The sequence below is a fragment of the Agromyces selenitireducens genome (assembly GCF_052748465.2).
Map to the genome: position 1 here is coordinate 3482782 of NZ_CM188259.1, position 14120 is coordinate 3496901.

General features: G+C 72.4%; 16 protein-coding genes. 9 read left to right on the forward strand and 7 right to left on the reverse strand.

The features are described from left to right. The first annotated feature begins 18 nt into the window (after nt 1–18). Genes ACULK4_RS16385 through ACULK4_RS16400 form a run of 4 tightly spaced genes read left to right on the forward strand, consistent with a single transcriptional unit; the run spans nt 19 to nt 3834 of the window. Nucleotides 19–1245: a sensor histidine kinase gene (locus tag ACULK4_RS16385; protein WP_445963455.1), complete on the forward strand. Its 1227-nt coding sequence runs from the start codon at nt 19–21 to the stop codon at nt 1243–1245. Next, entirely contained in the window at nt 1242–1985 is a 744-nt protein-coding gene (locus tag ACULK4_RS16390) for a LytR/AlgR family response regulator transcription factor (protein ID WP_445963456.1), read from the forward strand. The genes ACULK4_RS16385 and ACULK4_RS16390 overlap by 4 nt, the downstream gene beginning before the upstream one ends. Further along, nucleotides 1982–2371, forward strand: coding sequence for a hypothetical protein (locus ACULK4_RS16395; RefSeq protein WP_445963457.1), 390 nt, complete (start codon nt 1982–1984; stop codon nt 2369–2371). The genes ACULK4_RS16390 and ACULK4_RS16395 overlap by 4 nt, the downstream gene beginning before the upstream one ends. After that, a complete protein-coding gene (locus ACULK4_RS16400) occupies nt 2368–3834 on the forward strand; it encodes a sodium/solute symporter (RefSeq protein ID WP_445963458.1) in 1467 nt (488 codons plus the stop codon). Before ACULK4_RS16395 ends, ACULK4_RS16400 begins: the two co-directional genes overlap by 4 nt. Nucleotides 3835–3841: 7 nt before the next feature. On the opposite strand, the gene ACULK4_RS16405 is transcribed toward ACULK4_RS16400, so the two are convergent. Further along, on the reverse strand, nt 3842–4396 hold the full coding sequence (locus tag ACULK4_RS16405) for a hypothetical protein (RefSeq protein ID WP_445963459.1): 555 nt from the start codon (nt 4394–4396) through the stop codon (nt 3842–3844). A 43-nt stretch (nt 4397–4439) separates the two neighbouring features. Beyond that, nucleotides 4440–5078: a GNAT family N-acetyltransferase gene (locus ACULK4_RS16410; RefSeq protein ID WP_445963460.1), complete on the reverse strand. Its 639-nt coding sequence runs from the start codon at nt 5076–5078 to the stop codon at nt 4440–4442. Between the two features lie 164 nt (nt 5079–5242). Here ACULK4_RS16410 and ACULK4_RS16415 point away from each other — a divergent pair, with 164 nt between their 5' ends. Then, nucleotides 5243–5464 carry a hypothetical protein gene (locus tag ACULK4_RS16415; protein WP_445963461.1) on the forward strand — a complete coding sequence of 74 codons (222 nt, stop codon included), beginning with the start codon at nt 5243–5245 and terminating at the stop codon, nt 5462–5464. A gap of 153 nt (nt 5465–5617) precedes the next feature. Continuing rightward, the gene (locus tag ACULK4_RS16420) at nt 5618–6421 is read left to right on the forward strand and encodes a DUF8692 domain-containing protein (protein ID WP_445963462.1); all 804 of its coding nucleotides are present in this window, start codon (nt 5618–5620) and stop codon (nt 6419–6421) included. Here the strand turns inward: ACULK4_RS16420 and ACULK4_RS16425 are convergent. Genes ACULK4_RS16425 through ACULK4_RS16435 form a run of 3 tightly spaced genes read right to left on the reverse strand, consistent with a single transcriptional unit; the run spans nt 6418 to nt 9162 of the window. Next, nucleotides 6418–7704 (reverse strand): adenylosuccinate synthase, encoded by a 1287-nt coding sequence (locus tag ACULK4_RS16425; protein WP_445963463.1) that lies wholly within the window; start codon nt 7702–7704, stop codon nt 6418–6420. The two genes, ACULK4_RS16420 and ACULK4_RS16425, sit on opposite strands and share 4 nt — an antisense overlap. A 1-nt stretch (nt 7705) precedes the next feature. After that, entirely contained in the window at nt 7706–8254 is a 549-nt protein-coding gene (locus ACULK4_RS16430) for a DUF3151 family protein (RefSeq protein WP_445963464.1), read from the reverse strand. A 29-nt stretch (nt 8255–8283) separates the two neighbouring features. Further along, complete coding sequence (locus ACULK4_RS16435; RefSeq protein WP_445963465.1) at nt 8284–9162, reverse strand: NAD(P)H-hydrate epimerase; 879 nt, start codon at nt 9160–9162, stop codon at nt 8284–8286. A 195-nt stretch (nt 9163–9357) separates the two neighbouring features. On the opposite strand from ACULK4_RS16435, the gene argG reads away from it, so the two are divergent. Next, the gene (gene argG / locus ACULK4_RS16440; RefSeq protein WP_445963466.1) at nt 9358–10785 is read left to right on the forward strand and encodes an argininosuccinate synthase; all 1428 of its coding nucleotides are present in this window, start codon (nt 9358–9360) and stop codon (nt 10783–10785) included. A 117-nt stretch (nt 10786–10902) separates the two neighbouring features. On the opposite strand, the gene ACULK4_RS16445 is transcribed toward argG, so the two are convergent. After that, nucleotides 10903–11307 carry a VOC family protein gene (locus ACULK4_RS16445; protein WP_445963467.1) on the reverse strand — a complete coding sequence of 135 codons (405 nt, stop codon included), beginning with the start codon at nt 11305–11307 and terminating at the stop codon, nt 10903–10905. Nucleotides 11308–11354: 47 nt separating this feature from the next. On the opposite strand from ACULK4_RS16445, the gene ACULK4_RS16450 reads away from it, so the two are divergent. Beyond that, nucleotides 11355–12095: a TetR/AcrR family transcriptional regulator gene (locus ACULK4_RS16450; protein WP_445963468.1), complete on the forward strand. Its 741-nt coding sequence runs from the start codon at nt 11355–11357 to the stop codon at nt 12093–12095. 132 nt (nt 12096–12227) lie between these two features. Beyond that, on the forward strand, nt 12228–13703 hold the full coding sequence (gene cls / locus ACULK4_RS16455) for a cardiolipin synthase (RefSeq protein WP_445963469.1): 1476 nt from the start codon (nt 12228–12230) through the stop codon (nt 13701–13703). A 46-nt stretch (nt 13704–13749) separates the two neighbouring features. Here cls and ACULK4_RS16460 read toward each other — a convergent pair whose 3' ends face one another. Further along, complete coding sequence (locus tag ACULK4_RS16460; RefSeq protein WP_445963470.1) at nt 13750–14118, reverse strand: DUF4440 domain-containing protein; 369 nt, start codon at nt 14116–14118, stop codon at nt 13750–13752. Between the last annotated feature and the right edge of the window lie 2 nt (nt 14119–14120).

The window sequence follows — 14120 nt, forward strand, 5'->3', positions numbered from 1 at the left end:
ACCTCTAGAGTGACGTGCATGCCCGAGTCGATGCTGCTCGCCGCCGCTGCCGGCGTCGTCGCGGGTGCGCTCGCCGTGGGCGTCGTCGTGCTGCTGCGCCGGTTCGCGGTGCAGTCCGAGGAGCTCGGCACGGACGCCGAGCGGGCGACGTACCAGACGCTGCACCTGGCCTCGAGCGCCGCGAAGCACCTGCGCGGCGACATGACCGAAGCGGATGCGGCGCGCGCCGCCAAGCACCTGCGCGCGATGCTGGGCGCCGACACGCTCGCGCTCGTGATGACCGGCGGGCCGGTGGCGGTCGACGGCGACGAGACGCTCATCCCGTCGGCCGAACGCCTGGCGGGCGAGGCGGCCGACACGGGGCGGACGCAGGTCGAGCGCCGGGTCGACGTGCCCTCGGGCGAGACGGATGCCGCGGCCGCGCCGATCCGTGCGGGCGGGGAGGTCGTCGGCGCCGTGGTCGCGTTCGCGCCGCGCGTGCGTGCCGGCCTGGTGCGGGCGACGGGCGAGGTCGCCGAGTGGGTCGCGGCGCAGGTGGAGCTCGGCGAGCTCGACACGTCGCGCGCGGCGCTCGCCGAGCTGGAGGTGCGCGCGCTGCGGGCGCAGATCAGTCCGCACTTCATCTACAACTCGCTCAACGCGATCGCGTCGTTCATCAACACGGACCCGGCGAAGGCGCGCGAGCTCGTGCTCGAGTTCGCGGACTTCACGCGCTACTCGTTCCGGCGTGCCGGCGACTTCACGACCGTCGCCGAGGAACTGCGCTCGATCGACTCGTACCTGAAGCTCGAGCGGGCGCGCTTCGGCGAGCGGCTGCGGGTGACGCTGCAGGTCGCGCCCGAGGTGCTCTCGACGGTGATCCCCTTCCTGTCGATGCAGCCGCTCGTCGAGAACGCGGTCCGGCACGGCCTCGAGGCGAAGGAGGGCGGTGGGCGCATCACGATCACCGCGCGCGACGCGGGCGCGTTCGCCGAGATCACCGTCGAGGACGACGGCGTGGGCATCGACCCCGAGCGGCTGGCAGAGGTCCTCGCGGGCGGCCCGCCGGGCGAGCACGTCGGGCTCCGCAACGTGGACGCCCGGCTCCGGCAGGTGTACGGCGACGAGCACGGCCTCGTCGTGGAGACGAACGTGGGCGCGGGCACGCTCGTGCGGATGCGCGTGCCGAAGTCGCAGCCCGGCCGGGCCGCGGCATCCGTCGACCCCGGCGCCCGCGGCGAGCCGGATGGGAGACTGGTGCCGTGATCTCGGTCCTCATCGCCGACGACGAGCAGCCCGCCGTGGACGAGTTGGCGTTCCTGCTCGGCCAGGACCCGCGGATCGGCACGATCCACCGCGCGACCTCGGGCTCCGAGGCGATCCGCATCCTCACGCGCGAGCCCGTCGACGCGGCATTCCTCGACATCCACATGCCCGGGCTCTCGGGCTTCGACCTGGCACGTGCGCTGCAGCGCTTCGAGCGCAAGCCGGCGTTCGTGTTCGTCACCGCCGACGAGGAGGGGGCGCTCGAGGCGTTCGACCTCGCCGCGGTGGACTACCTGCTGAAGCCCGTGCGCGCCGAGCGGCTGCAACGGTCGGTCACGCGCGTCGTCGAGGCGATGCGGCAGGCCCAGCCGGGATCGACGGATGCCGCGGCGAACCGCCCCGAGATGATCGCCGTGACGCTCGGGGGCACGACCCGCATGATCCGCCGCGACGACGTGCGGTACGTGCAGGCGCAGGGCGACTACGCGCGCCTGCACACGGACGAGGCGAGCTACCTCGTGCGCGTGCCGATGTCCGACCTCGAGCGGCAGTGGGCGGAGGCGGGCTTCGTGCGCGTGCACCGCTCGTACCTCGTCGCGCTCCCCCACGTCACACGCGTGCGGCTGGGCGGCGACCGGCCGACCGTGCTCGTCGGCCAGGCGGAGCTGCCCGTGAGCCGGCGCCTGCTGCCCGGGCTCCGCGAACGACTCGACCAGGCGACCCCGCGGGCGCGGCCGTGAGCGAGCCGCCGCCGCGACCGCCCCAGCGCGTGAGGGTCACGGCGCCGCGGACGGGCGTGCCCGCGGCATCCGCTCGCCCGTCGATCGCGCGCGGCCGCCCCGGTGCGGGAAGCGACGTCGATGCGATGTACGTGCGATCGCTGATCCGGTCGCAGCTGCGGCTCGCGCTCGTGTGCGCGGGCGGGTTCGTCGTCGCGACCGTCGTGTTCGTCGTGGCGGTCGCGCTGCTCCCCGCACTCGACGAGACGTTCGTCGCGGGAGTGCCCGTGTCGTGGCTGCTGCTCGGACTCGGCGTGTACCCGCTCGCGATCACCGTGGCCGCGCTGTACGTGCGCGCCGCCCAGCGCAACGAGGCCCGGTACCGGTCGCTCGCGGAGCAGGCGTGAACCCCGCCGTCGGCTACGCCGCGATCGTCGCCGTGGCCGCCGTGTCGGTGCTCATCGGCGTGTACGGTCTGCGCATCTCGCGGACGACGAGCGACTTCTACGTCGCGAGCCGCACCGTGCGACCGTGGTGGAACGCCTCGGCGATCGGCGGCGAGTACCTCTCGGCGGCGTCGTTCCTCGGCATCGCCGGGCTCATCCTGCTCACCGGCGCGTCGGCGCTGTGGTTCCCGATCGGCTACACCGCGGGATACCTCATGCTGCTGCTGTTCGTCGCGGCGCCGCTGCGGCGCTCGGGCGCGTACACGATCCCCGACTTCACCGAGGCGCGGCTCGAGTCGCCCGGGGTTCGGCGCGTGACGAGCGTGCTGGTGGTCGTCATCGGGTGGCTGTACATCGTGCCGCAGCTGCAGGGCGCGGCGCTCACGGTGCGGATCACGACCGGGCTGCCGAGCTGGGTCGGGTCGGTCGCGGTCGCCGTGCTCATCGCGGTCGTCGTCGCCGCGGGCGGCATGCGATCGATCACGTTCGTGCAGGCGTTCCAGTTCTGGTTGAAGCTCGCCGCGCTCGCGATCCCGGTCGTGGCGCTGCTCATGGCGACCGGAACGGTCGAGCCCGAGCTCGCGCCGACGGGGGCGTTTCCGGTGGCGGACGGGCCCGGATCGCTCGACGTCTATCGCACCGTGTCGCTCATGGTCGCGCTGCTGCTCGGCACGCTCGGGCTCCCGCACGTGCTCGTGCGGTTCTACACCAACCCCGACGGGCCCGCGGCGCGCCGCACGACGCTCATCGTGCTCGTGCTGCTGTCGGCGTTCTACCTGTTCCCGACCGCGTTCGGCCTGCTCGGCCGCACGTTCGCCCCCGACCTCGCGACGCCGGGCGACGCCGACGCCCTCGTGCTCGTGCTGCCCGACCGGCTGGTGCCCGGCCTCGCCGGCGAGCTGCTCACCGCCCTCGTGATCGGCGGCGCGTTCGCGGCGTTCCTCTCGACGTCGTCGGGCCTCGTCGTGTCGGTCGCGGGCGTCATCTCGCAGGACCTCATGGGCGGCAGCGTCCGCGGCTTCCGCATCGCGGCGTTCGCGTCGACCGCGGTGCCGCTCGTCGTCGCGCTCGCGACCGAGCCCGCGGGGCTGGCCGGCAGTGTCGGGCTGGTGTTCGCGTTCACCGCGTCGACCCTGTGCCCCGTGCTGCTCCTGGGCATCTGGTGGCGCGGGCTGACGGCGCGCGGCGCGATCGCGGGCATGGCGACGGGCGCCGTGCTGTCGGCGGCGGCGATCCTCGGCAGCACGTTCCTGGCGGCGGCGGCCCCTGGCATCCGCCCGTTCGTGGAGCTGCCCGCGGCCTGGACGGTGCCGCTCGCGGTGCTCGTCACCGTGCTCGTCTCGCGCACCGACCGGCGGCGCGTGCCGCGCGGCGTCGACGCGTTCCTCGCGCGCCTGCACCTGCCGGAGCGGGGCGGCGCCTGAACGCGCATCACTCGTGCGCGGTGCGCTCCGGGGCCGCCTCCGCCTCGACACGGAGGCCGGCGTGCAGGGGCGGGCGGAGCCCGCGCCGAGCGCGCTCGGCCGCGATCCACGCCGCTGCGCGGCGGTGCGCGAGCCGCCGGAGCACCGCCGCCGCGGCCAGGAGCGCGAGGCCCACGGAGTAGTAGACCCAGAAGAACCAGTCGCTCACACGCCCGTATCCGAGCCCGACGTACAGGCCCACCAGGATCGCACCGAACAGCGCCACGCCGCCGAGCGCCGCGAGGACGGCGGCGATCCGCCCGAGCCGCCGGTCGACCGGCGCCGCCTGCCGCAGCGCCCACGCGACCGCGAGGTCATCGCGCACGGCGGCCACGACCTCGCGTTCGGGGGTGGGCGCCATGTGCGCCAACACCTGACCGAGCCGCTCGGCGCGCTTGAGGTCATCGGCACGAACGTTCGCGAGCGCGATGGTGACGCTCGCGGCGGCGGTGATCAGGGCGACCACGAGCGGCGTCCAGAGGCCGGTCAACAGCGCGGTGCCGGCCTGCTCGAGTTGAACCATCCTCGACTCCTGCGAGCACAGTAGCAGCGACGGGGCAGCCGCGTCAGCGCGGCAGCTCGACGGGCCGGTCGCCCCACGCCGCGAGCCGCGTCTCGAGTCCGGCGCGCACCCGGGGCCACTCGTCGGCGAGGATCGAGTACACCGCGGTGTCGCGCCAGCTGCCGTCCGGCCGACGCTTGTGACGACGGAGCACGCCCTCGAACCGTGCGCCGAGCTTCTCGATGGCGCCGCGCGACCGTGCGTTCACGGCATCCGCCTGGAGCTTCACCCGCCCGAAGCCGTGGTCGAACGCGAGGCCGAGGACGAGCAGCTTCGTCTCGGCGTTCACGGCGGTCGCCCAGACGCGCGGATCGTACGCGGTCCACCCGAGGTGGGCCGTCTCGTTCGACAGGTCGAGGTCGCCGAGCTTGGTCGCGCCGACGACCACGCCGGCGTCCCGTCCGTGTCGAAGACGCACCGCGAACGGCAGCGCGTCCTCCTCGGGGGTGTACGACGCACGGATGAACGCGGCGAACGCCTCCGCGTCGACCGGGAGACCGCCCGGTCCGCCGCCGTAGCCGCCCGAGAACACCTCGGGGCGGCGGATCGCTCGCTCGAGCGCGGGCACGTCAGCGTCGGTCATCGGCGTGAGCTCGACCACCCGACCGACGAGCGGCACGGGAGTCGGACGGGTCGCGGGCATGCTCGAGTCTCGCATGCGATCAGCGCCGGTGAGCGACCTCTCGACGACGCGCGGGCGACGGATGCCGCAGCGCCCGAGCGTTCGCTGTGGATCAGCCGCGCGCGGCATCCGTTCGCCCTACGATGACCCCGGAACCACCCATCGCACAGAAGGGACCCGGGGGAATGGGAGCACTGGACGACCTCGCGAAGAACGCGCAGGAGTTCGTCGAGGAGAACAAGGACAAGATCAACGAGGCGCTCAACAGCGAGCAGGCCGAGGAGATCAGCGACAAGGTCCTCGGCGCGGTCGCCGACACGGCCAAGAAGGTCGTGCCCGAGGAGCACCACGACAAGGTCGACGAGGTGCACTCGCACCTCGACAAGTCGATCGGCACCGAGCCGTAAACCGACTGCGAGACCCGATGCGAGGGGCGGATGCCGCGTGGCATCCGCCCCTCGGCGTTCCCACCGCGCCCCGGTGAACCGGCGATGGCGATCGGATGAACGAATCGTGACATGCATGTGCGAGCATGGACCGAGCGCGCGAGAGGACGGTCGATGGAGACGCACGGACACGGCTCGAGAGTCGCGCGCTGGCGCACCGTCCTCGGACTCGACGAGCCGCTGCTCCGTGGCGTCCTGCTGCTGCTCTGGCTCACCACCGCCGCCTACGTCGCGATGCACCTGTCGCACAAGCTGGTCGGCGCGCCGTGGCATCCGTTCTTCAATCTCGGAGCCGAGCGCGGGTACGCCGAGGTCTTCTTCCAGACACTCACCGGGTGGGCCGGCATCATGCTCGTGATCGCCGCGGTCCGCCGGCGCGCACCGATCCTCATCGTCTTCGCGGTCTTCTCCGGATACCTGCTCGCCGACGACTACTTCCAGTTCCACGAGCGCATGGGCACGGCGTTCGGCGTGTGGTTCGACCGCAACGTCGTCTACCTCCAGGGGCTCTCCACGCATCTCGGCGAGGCGCTCTACCTCGCCGCGGTCGGCGCCGTCGTCGTGGCGGCCTTCGCCGTCGCCTACCGGTTCGCGCGGCGCGAGGCCCGACGCATGGCCCTCACCGTCGCCGTGCTGTACGGGGCGCTCGCCTTCTTCGGCGTCGCCGTCGACATCGTGCACGCGCCCTTCATCGATGCTCCGGTCATCGACCCGATCTTCATCGCGCTCGAGGACGGCGGCGAGATCGCCGCCATGTCGCTCATCGTGGTGTGCGCGCTCGGACTCGCCTACGGGTCGCGCGACCGGGCACCCGGCGGCACCCCGGTCGAGGCGGACGCGCCGGTTGCGAGCTCCGGCGACGCGCCGGCCGCGCCGCCGAGCGAGCGGTCGGCGCGCGAGGTCGGCTCCCCCGTCTAGTCGAGAAGGTCGTGCAGCTGCACGATCTCGTCGCGGCCGGGGCCGACGCCGATCGCCGAGAAGCGCGCGCCCGACATCGCCTCGAGCTCCCGGACGTAGCTCTGCGCGTTGGCCGGCAGGTCGGAGAACTCGCGCGCGCCCGAGATGTCCTCGGTCCAGCCGGGGAACTCCTCGTACACGGGCTTGGCGTGGTGGAAGTCGGACTGCGAGACCGGGACCTCCTCCTTGATGACGCCGTCGACGTCGTACGCGACGGCGACCGGGATGCGGTCGACGCCCGTGAGCACGTCGAGCTTGGTGAGCACGAAGTCGGTGACGCCGTTGATCCGCGCGGTGTAGCGGGCGATGGGCGCGTCGTACCATCCGGTGCGGCGGCGCCGGCCGGTGGTCGTGCCGAACTCGTGGCCCTTCTCGGCGAGGAACTCGCCCCATTCGTCGAACAACTCGGTCGGGAACGGCCCCGAGCCGACGCGGGTCGTGTACGCCTTGACGATGCCGATCACGCGGTCGATGCGGTTCGGCGCGATGCCGGAGCCCGTGACCGCCCCGCCCGAGGTCGCGTTCGACGACGTGACGAACGGGTACGTACCGTGGTCGACGTCGAGCATGGTCGCCTGGCCGCCCTCGAACAGCACGATCTCGCCCGCTTCGAGCGCGCGATGCAGCAGCAGCGACGTGTCGGTGACCATGGGGCGCAGGCGCTCGGTGTACGCGAGCAGCTCGTCGACGACCTCGTCGACGCCGATCGCGCGACGGTTGTAGACCTTGACCAGCAGGTGGTTCTTCTGGTCGAGGGCGCCCTCGACCTTCTGGCGCAGGATGTTCTCGTCGAACAGGTCCTGCATGCGGATGCCGACGCGGTTGATCTTGTCGGCGTAGGTCGGGCCGATGCCGCGGCCGGTCGTGCCGATCTGGCGCTTGCCGAGGAAGCGCTCGGTGACCTTGTCGAGCGTGCGGTGGTACTGGGTGATGACGTGCGCATTCGCCGAGATGCGCAGCTTCGACGTGTCGACGCCGCGGGTCTCGAGGCCCTCGATCTCCTCGAACAGCACCTCGATGTCGACGACGACGCCGTTCGAGATGACGGGCGTGACGCCCGGCGTGAGGATGCCCGAGGGAAGCAGGTGCAGGGCGTACTTCTCGTCGCCGACGACGACGGTGTGCCCGGCGTTGTTGCCGCCGTTGAACTTGACGACGTAGTCGAGGCGCGAGGCGAGCAGGTCGGTCGCCTTGCCCTTGCCCTCGTCGCCCCACTGTGCGCCGATCAGTACGACTGCGGGCATGTCAGTCCTCTCCTGCCGCGTCCGCGGCGTTCGGTTCGGCGATGGGCTCGCCGGTGCGGGCCTCGGTGTCGGCCGCCGGCGCGAACACGGCGGCCGCCGGGCCCACGACCGTGATGACCTGGGTGGGCGTGAACTCCGACGCGATGCGCGCGGGCGCCTCCGCGTCGGCGGCCTCGAGGTCGGATGCCGCGCGGCCGGCGCGGCCGTCGAGCCCGAGCCGGGCGGCGGCTCGTCGCTCGGCGTCGAGCGCGCGAAGGTAGGCGCGGTTCGGCTCCTCCGACCAGGGGACGGGGTCTCCGGCGCGCCATCCGCTCGCCTGCAGCTGCTCGCGGGCCAGGTCGACGGCGACGACGGCGTACGCGAAGGCGTCGAGCGCGCGGCCCTCCGAGTCGGCGAGGTCGGCCAGTTCGGCCCACGCGAGCGGCGAGGCGGGGTGGTCGCCGACGACCCCGGCGACGTCCGCGCGTTCGGCTCCGGTCAGCGCCTGCCTGACCTCGGGTTCGTCGGCGAGCACCGCCTCGGCCTCCGGTGGGGTCTGTTCCTGAGTCACACTCAACCGTAACGCATGGGGTTTCGGCGCTACGGGAGCTCGTGTCGCCGACCCGGGCGGACGACCGGCTGCACCTCGGCGAGCGCCGGCCTGAGTCCCAGGTCGACGAGCACGACGCGCCCCGCATACCCGGCCCCCGGATGCCGGAGCAGTCCGGCCTTCACCGCACCCATGGTCACGGTGACGTCGGCCGGCAGCACGGTCGGGTCGGGCACGGCGCCGTCGTCGGGCGAGATCCCGCTCGGCAGGTCGACGGCGACGGCGAGCGGATGCCGCGGCCCGCCTTCCGCGTCCGCCCCGGCCGCGGCCCACTCCGGCCCCAGGACCTCGAGCACGCGCGCCACCAGCTCGCGGCTCCGCCCCCGCAGCGCGGGACTGGCCGCCGCTCCGATCCCGAGGATGCCGTCGACGATCACGTCGGCGCCGCGCACCGCACGGTCGAACCCGTCCGGGTCGGCGTCCGGGTCGAGGTCGGTCGCACCGGCCCCGTGCGCCGCGGCGGCGCCCTCCTCGTGGACCCGCGACCCGGTCGCCGCGATCCGCACGTCGGCGCCGCGTTCGGCGAGGTGCGCACCGGCGAAGAGCGCGTCGCCGCCGTTGTCGCCCGACCCGGCGAGCACGACGATGAGGGGTCGCGGCGCGGCATCCGTCGACTGGTCGCCCGCTCGAGTGATGCCGTTCGCGCCCACTGTGGCCGCTGCATCGGTATCACTCGAGGCCGGCGGTATCACTCGACGAGCGGATGCCGCGTCGAGGAGCCGCGCGATCTCGTCGGCGAGGGCGGCGGCGGCCCGCTGCATGAGCGGCTCGCCCGCGGCGAGCAGCGGATGCTCGGCCGCGCGGACCTGCGCGGCCGAGTACCCGTCGCGTGGCGACGGCACGGCGGGTCGCGATGGGTCGGCGCTCACGCCTCCGACCCTACGCCGCGGCATCCGTCACGGCACCCCGACCGTTTCCCAGGAGCGCCCCGCGCGAATCGCCCCGTTCTCAGGAGGACACGCCGCCGACCACGCGACCCGCCGGATGACTCCTGAGCAACGCATCAGACCCGGGCAGGCGTCACGCGAACGCGAGGGATCCGCGGCTCCCGTAGGCTTGAGCGCATGTCGAAAGTCCTGACGAGCCTGCCCGCCGGCGAACGTGTCGGCATCGCGTTCTCCGGGGGTCTCGACACCTCCGTGGCGGTCGCGTGGATGCGCGAGAAGGGCGCCGTCCCCTGCACCTACACGGCCGACCTCGGCCAGCCCGACGAGCCCGACGTCGAGGCCGTCCCCGGTCGCGCGCTCGAGTACGGCGCCGAGCTCAGCCGACTCGTCGACGTGAAGACCGCGCTCGTCGAAGAAGGGCTCGTCGCGCTGCAGTGCGGCGCGTTCCACATCCGCAGCGGCGGCAAGACGTACTTCAACACGACCCCCCTCGGTCGCGCGGTCACGGGCACGCTGCTCGTGCGCGCCATGATGGAGGACGGCGTCGACATCTGGGGCGACGGCTCCACCTACAAGGGCAACGACATCGAGCGGTTCTACCGCTACGGCCTCCTCGCCAACCCGCGCCTGCGCATCTACAAGCCGTGGCTCGACAGCGCGTTCGTCACCGAGCTCGGCGGGCGCAAGGAGATGAGCGAGTGGATGCAGGCGCGCGACCTGCCCTATCGCGCGTCGGTCGAGAAGGCGTACTCCACGGATGCCAACATCTGGGGCGCCACGCACGAGGCGAAGAAGCTCGAAGACCTCGACGCGGGCATCACGATCGTCGAGCCGATCATGGGCGTCCGCTTCTGGGACGACTCGGTCGCGATCGAGGCGGAGGACGTCACGGTCCGCTTCGTCGAGGGTCGCCCGGTCGCCCTCAACGGCGTCGAGTTCGACGACCCCGTCGAACTCGTGCTCGAGGCGAACCGCATCGGCGGCCGCCACGGCCTCGGCATGAGCGACCAGATCGAGAACCGCATCATCGAGGCGAAGTCCCGCGGCATCTACGAGGCGCCGGGCATGGCCCTCCTGCACATCACGTACGAGCGGCTGCTCAACGCGATCCACAACGAGGACACGGTCGCGAGCTACCACAACGAGGGACGGCGCCTCGGACGCCTCATGTACGAGGGCCGCTGGCTCGACCCGCAGTCGCTCATGCTGCGCGAGTCGATCGTGAAGTGGGTCGCCTCGGCCGTCACGGGCGAGGTCGCGCTGCGCCTGCGCCGGGGCGACGACTACACGATCCTGAACACCGAGGGCCCGGCGCTCAGCTACCACCCCGACAAGCTGTCGATGGAGCGCGTCGGCGACCAGGCGTTCGGCCCGGAGGACCGCATCGGCCAGCTCACCATGCGCAACCTCGACATCGCCGACTCGCGCGCCCGGCTCGAGCAGTACGCCGCGCTCGGCATCGTGGGTGGAGCGACCGCGCAGCTCGTGGGCGAGATCGCCGCGGGCCGGGCATCCGAGATCCTCGCGGGCGAGGCCGAGACCGACCTCGACGCCGCGACGGATGCCGCGAACGAGGCCGCCGCGTTCGACCTCGGCACCGACTGAACCAGGGTCTCGAGACGCGACTCCGCCGCTCCTCGACCCGCACCACCCGTCCGACGACCCCCGCACCGCCTCGGCGATGCGGGGGTCGCGGTCGTCCGGGTGGGCCAGGGCATCGGTTCAGCCCGCCGACGGCCCGCCGTCGGCGGCATCCACCCACTGCACGAGCTGGATGACGATGCCGTTGGGGTCGAGCACCTGGAAGTAGCGCTCGCCCCACGGCTCGGTCTCGATCGGCGTGGCGACGGGAACCCGGTCGCGCAGGCGCTCCCATTCGGCGTCGATGTCGTCGACGACGAAGGCGATGAGCAGGCCCTGACCGGCCGCGTCGCGGTGCGTGGCGGGATTGAACGTCGGCAGCCCAGTGCGGAGGAAGATGACGTTCACACCCGCGTCGGACCGCGTCAGGGACGCGAAGCCCTCGTCGGACATGGCGACCTCGAACCCGAAGTGCCGCTGGAGGAAGTCGCTCGAGGCCTCGACGTCAGGGACGTTGAGCGAGAGCGCGGTGGCGGTGATGTTCATGCGTGCTCCTTTCGCGTACATCGTACGTAAATTCGTACAATGAGGGAATGGCCCGGAATATTCCCGCCCTCGTCCGCCTCCTCTGGCGCGCGGACGTCGCGACCGCGCCGTCGCGCGGGCGTCCGGCCAGGATCTCCGTCGACGACCTCGTCGCCGCGGGCATCGCCGTCGCCGGCGAGCAGGGCCTCCCAGCGGTGACCATGCGGGCCGTGGCCGCCCGGCTCGACGCCTCGCCCATGGCGCTCTACGCGCACGTCCCCGACAAGACGACGCTGCTCGCACTCATGACCGACCAAGTGCTCACTCGGATGCCGCACGCGGACTACGACGGGATCGCGGACTGGCGCGAGCGTCTGGCGGCGATCGCCGTCGACAACCGCGCCGTCCACCTCGCCCACCCCTGGCTCGCGTCCCTCGGCCCGGACCTCACCCCGGTCGGACCGGGTGCGATCGGCAAGTACGAGCGCGAACTCCGCGCGCTCGACCCGCTCGGGCTCCCACCCGTCGACACCGACGCGTGCCTGACCCTCCTCGTCGACTTCGCCCGGTCCTCGGCGGAGGCGGTGAACGTCGCGTCGGCGCCCGAGCCCGGCTGGTGGGAGGCTGCGGCCCCCGCCCTCGCCCAGCACGTCACGGCCGACCGCTTCCCGTTCGCCACGCGCATCGGCGCCGCCGCCGGCGAGCAGCTCGGGGCCGCCCGCGACGACGATCACGCGTTCCGCTTCGGCCTCGAACGCATCCTCGACGGGATCGCCGAGCTCGCTCGACGACCTGACGCCACCGGCTGAGTCCAAGGTCCCTCGCGGACGTCGCGGCCGGTGCCATACTCGGACATCGGCCGTGCCCCGCCGGGCGTCGGCATGCGACCCACGGGAGGCTGCGATGACCCCGGAACTGGCAGTGCGCCGCGGCGGCACGGCGTGAGCGGCGGCGAATGGGCCGCCGTCATCGGCGGCGTCGCCATCCTCGTCGACTGGACCATCCGCATCATCGCGCTCATCGTCATCCCGCGCGACCGCAAGCCCACGGCCGCCATGGCGTGGCTGCTCGCGATCTTCCTCATCCCGTTCGTCGGGATCCTGCTGTACCTGCTCATCGGCAGCATCCGCCTCCCGAAGCAGCGCATGGCACGTCAGGAGGAGGCCGACCGGATGATCGCCGAGCGGGCGGACGGCGTCGACCTGGTCGCCGACCGGCGCGACTGGCCGGCGTGGTTCGCCTCCGCCGTCGCCCAGAACACGCGGCTCACCGGGCTCCCCGTGACCTCCGGCAACCGTGCGAGCCTGATCGACGACTACCAGGCCTCGATCGACGCGATGGCTGCGGATGTCGCGGCCGCGACGCGCTTCGTGCACGTCGAGTTCTTCATCGTGGCGTTCGACGACACGACGCGCGGGTTCTTCGCGGCCATGGAGGCCGCGGTGCGGCGCGGGGTGCGGGTGCGGCTGCTCATGGACCACATCGCGTCCCGGAAGGTCCCGCTGCACGCGGCGACGGTCGCCGAACTCGACCGCATCGGCGTCGAATGGCACTACATGCTGCCCGTGCGGCCGCTGAAGGGCGAGTGGCAGCGGCCCGACCTGCGCAACCACCGCAAGATCGTGGTGGTCGACGGCGTGGTCGGCCACATGGGGTCGCAGAACCTCATCGACCGCAGCTACGACTCGCCGAAGAACCTGAAGCGGGGGCTGATGTGGCAGGAACTCGTCGCGCGCATCACCGGCCCCGCCGTCGCCGAGCTGAACGCCGTGTTCCGCTCCGACTGGTATGCCGAAACGGGCGAGGTCCTCGGGGAGGAGGCGAACACGCCTGCGACCGAGATCCCGGTCGACACGTCGCCCGACGCGCTCGACTGCCAGGTCGTTCCAAGCGGTCCGGCGTTCGAGAGCGAGAACAACCTCCGGCAGTTCCTCACACTCGTGAACTCCGCCCAGGAGCGGGTGATCATCACCAGCCCGTACTTCGTGCCCGACGAGGCGATGGTGTACGCCATCACGTCAGCCAAGCTGCGCGGGCTCGACGTGCAGCTGTTCGTTTCGGAGGTCGGCGACCAGGGCGGTGTCTGGCACGCCCAGCGCTCCTACTATCGCGCTCTCCTCGAGGCCGGCGTGCGGATCTGGCTCTACCCGGGCCCGTACATCCTGCACGCGAAGCATCTGTCGATCGACGACGACGTCGCCGTCATCGGGTCGAGCAACATGGACATCCGCTCGTTCGCCCTGAACTTCGAGGTCACGCTGCTCGTGCGCGGCGCGTCGTTCGTGGCCGACATGCGCGAGGTCGAGGCGAAGTACCGCGAGCTCGGCCGCGAGCTCACGCTCGAGGAGTGGGAGCGGGAGCCCGCGTCGGCGACGTTCCTCGACGGCATCGCGCGGCTCACGTCGGCGCTGCAGTGAGGATCGCGAGACGCGGCCGGGCCGCTCCTCGAGCCGCAGGAGCGCCCTACGCCGGGGTCTGCTGGTGCGCGGCGACGTGCCAGGCTCCGTCGTCGTAGAGGTACGTGGTCGACATCCGCAGGTTCGCGACCTCGTCGCCGCGGCGCGCGACGGCGCGGTAGGCGAGGATGCCGGCATGGTCGCCGAGCCGGACGACCGCGGGCTCGTGGATCTCGTACGCATCCCACGGCGGCGTGCTCGCGAAGGCCCGCATCATGTCGTCGCGGCCGAGCACGGCGCCCTCGACGATCATCACGCCGTCGCGGGTCATCGAGCGCGCGTAGTGCGCTCCCCCGTGTCCGGCGAGGATGGCGCGCCATCCGGCGTGCTCCTCGTGCAGCAGGCGGGCGGGCAGATCGTCGGTGATCTCGGTCATGC

Bases quoted from the DNA above. Each gene is read 5' to 3' on its own strand.
- ACULK4_RS16385 (WP_445963455.1), top strand. From the start codon at position 19: ATGCCCGAGTCGATGCTGCTCGCCGCCGCTGCCGGCGTCGTCGCGGGT.
- ACULK4_RS16405 (WP_445963459.1), bottom strand. From the start codon at position 4,396: ATGGTTCAACTCGAGCAGGCCGGCACCGCGCTGTTGACCGGCCTCTGG.
- ACULK4_RS16410 (WP_445963460.1), bottom strand. From the start codon at position 5,078: ATGCCCGCGACCCGTCCGACTCCCGTGCCGCTCGTCGGTCGGGTGGTC.
- ACULK4_RS16415 (WP_445963461.1), top strand. From the start codon at position 5,243: ATGGGAGCACTGGACGACCTCGCGAAGAACGCGCAGGAGTTCGTCGAG.
- ACULK4_RS16420 (WP_445963462.1), top strand. From the start codon at position 5,618: ATGGAGACGCACGGACACGGCTCGAGAGTCGCGCGCTGGCGCACCGTC.
- ACULK4_RS16425 (WP_445963463.1), bottom strand. From the start codon at position 7,704: ATGCCCGCAGTCGTACTGATCGGCGCACAGTGGGGCGACGAGGGCAAG.
- argG (WP_445963466.1), top strand. From the start codon at position 9,358: ATGTCGAAAGTCCTGACGAGCCTGCCCGCCGGCGAACGTGTCGGCATC.
- ACULK4_RS16445 (WP_445963467.1), bottom strand. From the start codon at position 11,307: ATGAACATCACCGCCACCGCGCTCTCGCTCAACGTCCCTGACGTCGAG.
- ACULK4_RS16450 (WP_445963468.1), top strand. From the start codon at position 11,355: ATGGCCCGGAATATTCCCGCCCTCGTCCGCCTCCTCTGGCGCGCGGAC.
- ACULK4_RS16460 (WP_445963470.1), bottom strand. From the start codon at position 14,118: ATGACCGAGATCACCGACGATCTGCCCGCCCGCCTGCTGCACGAGGAG.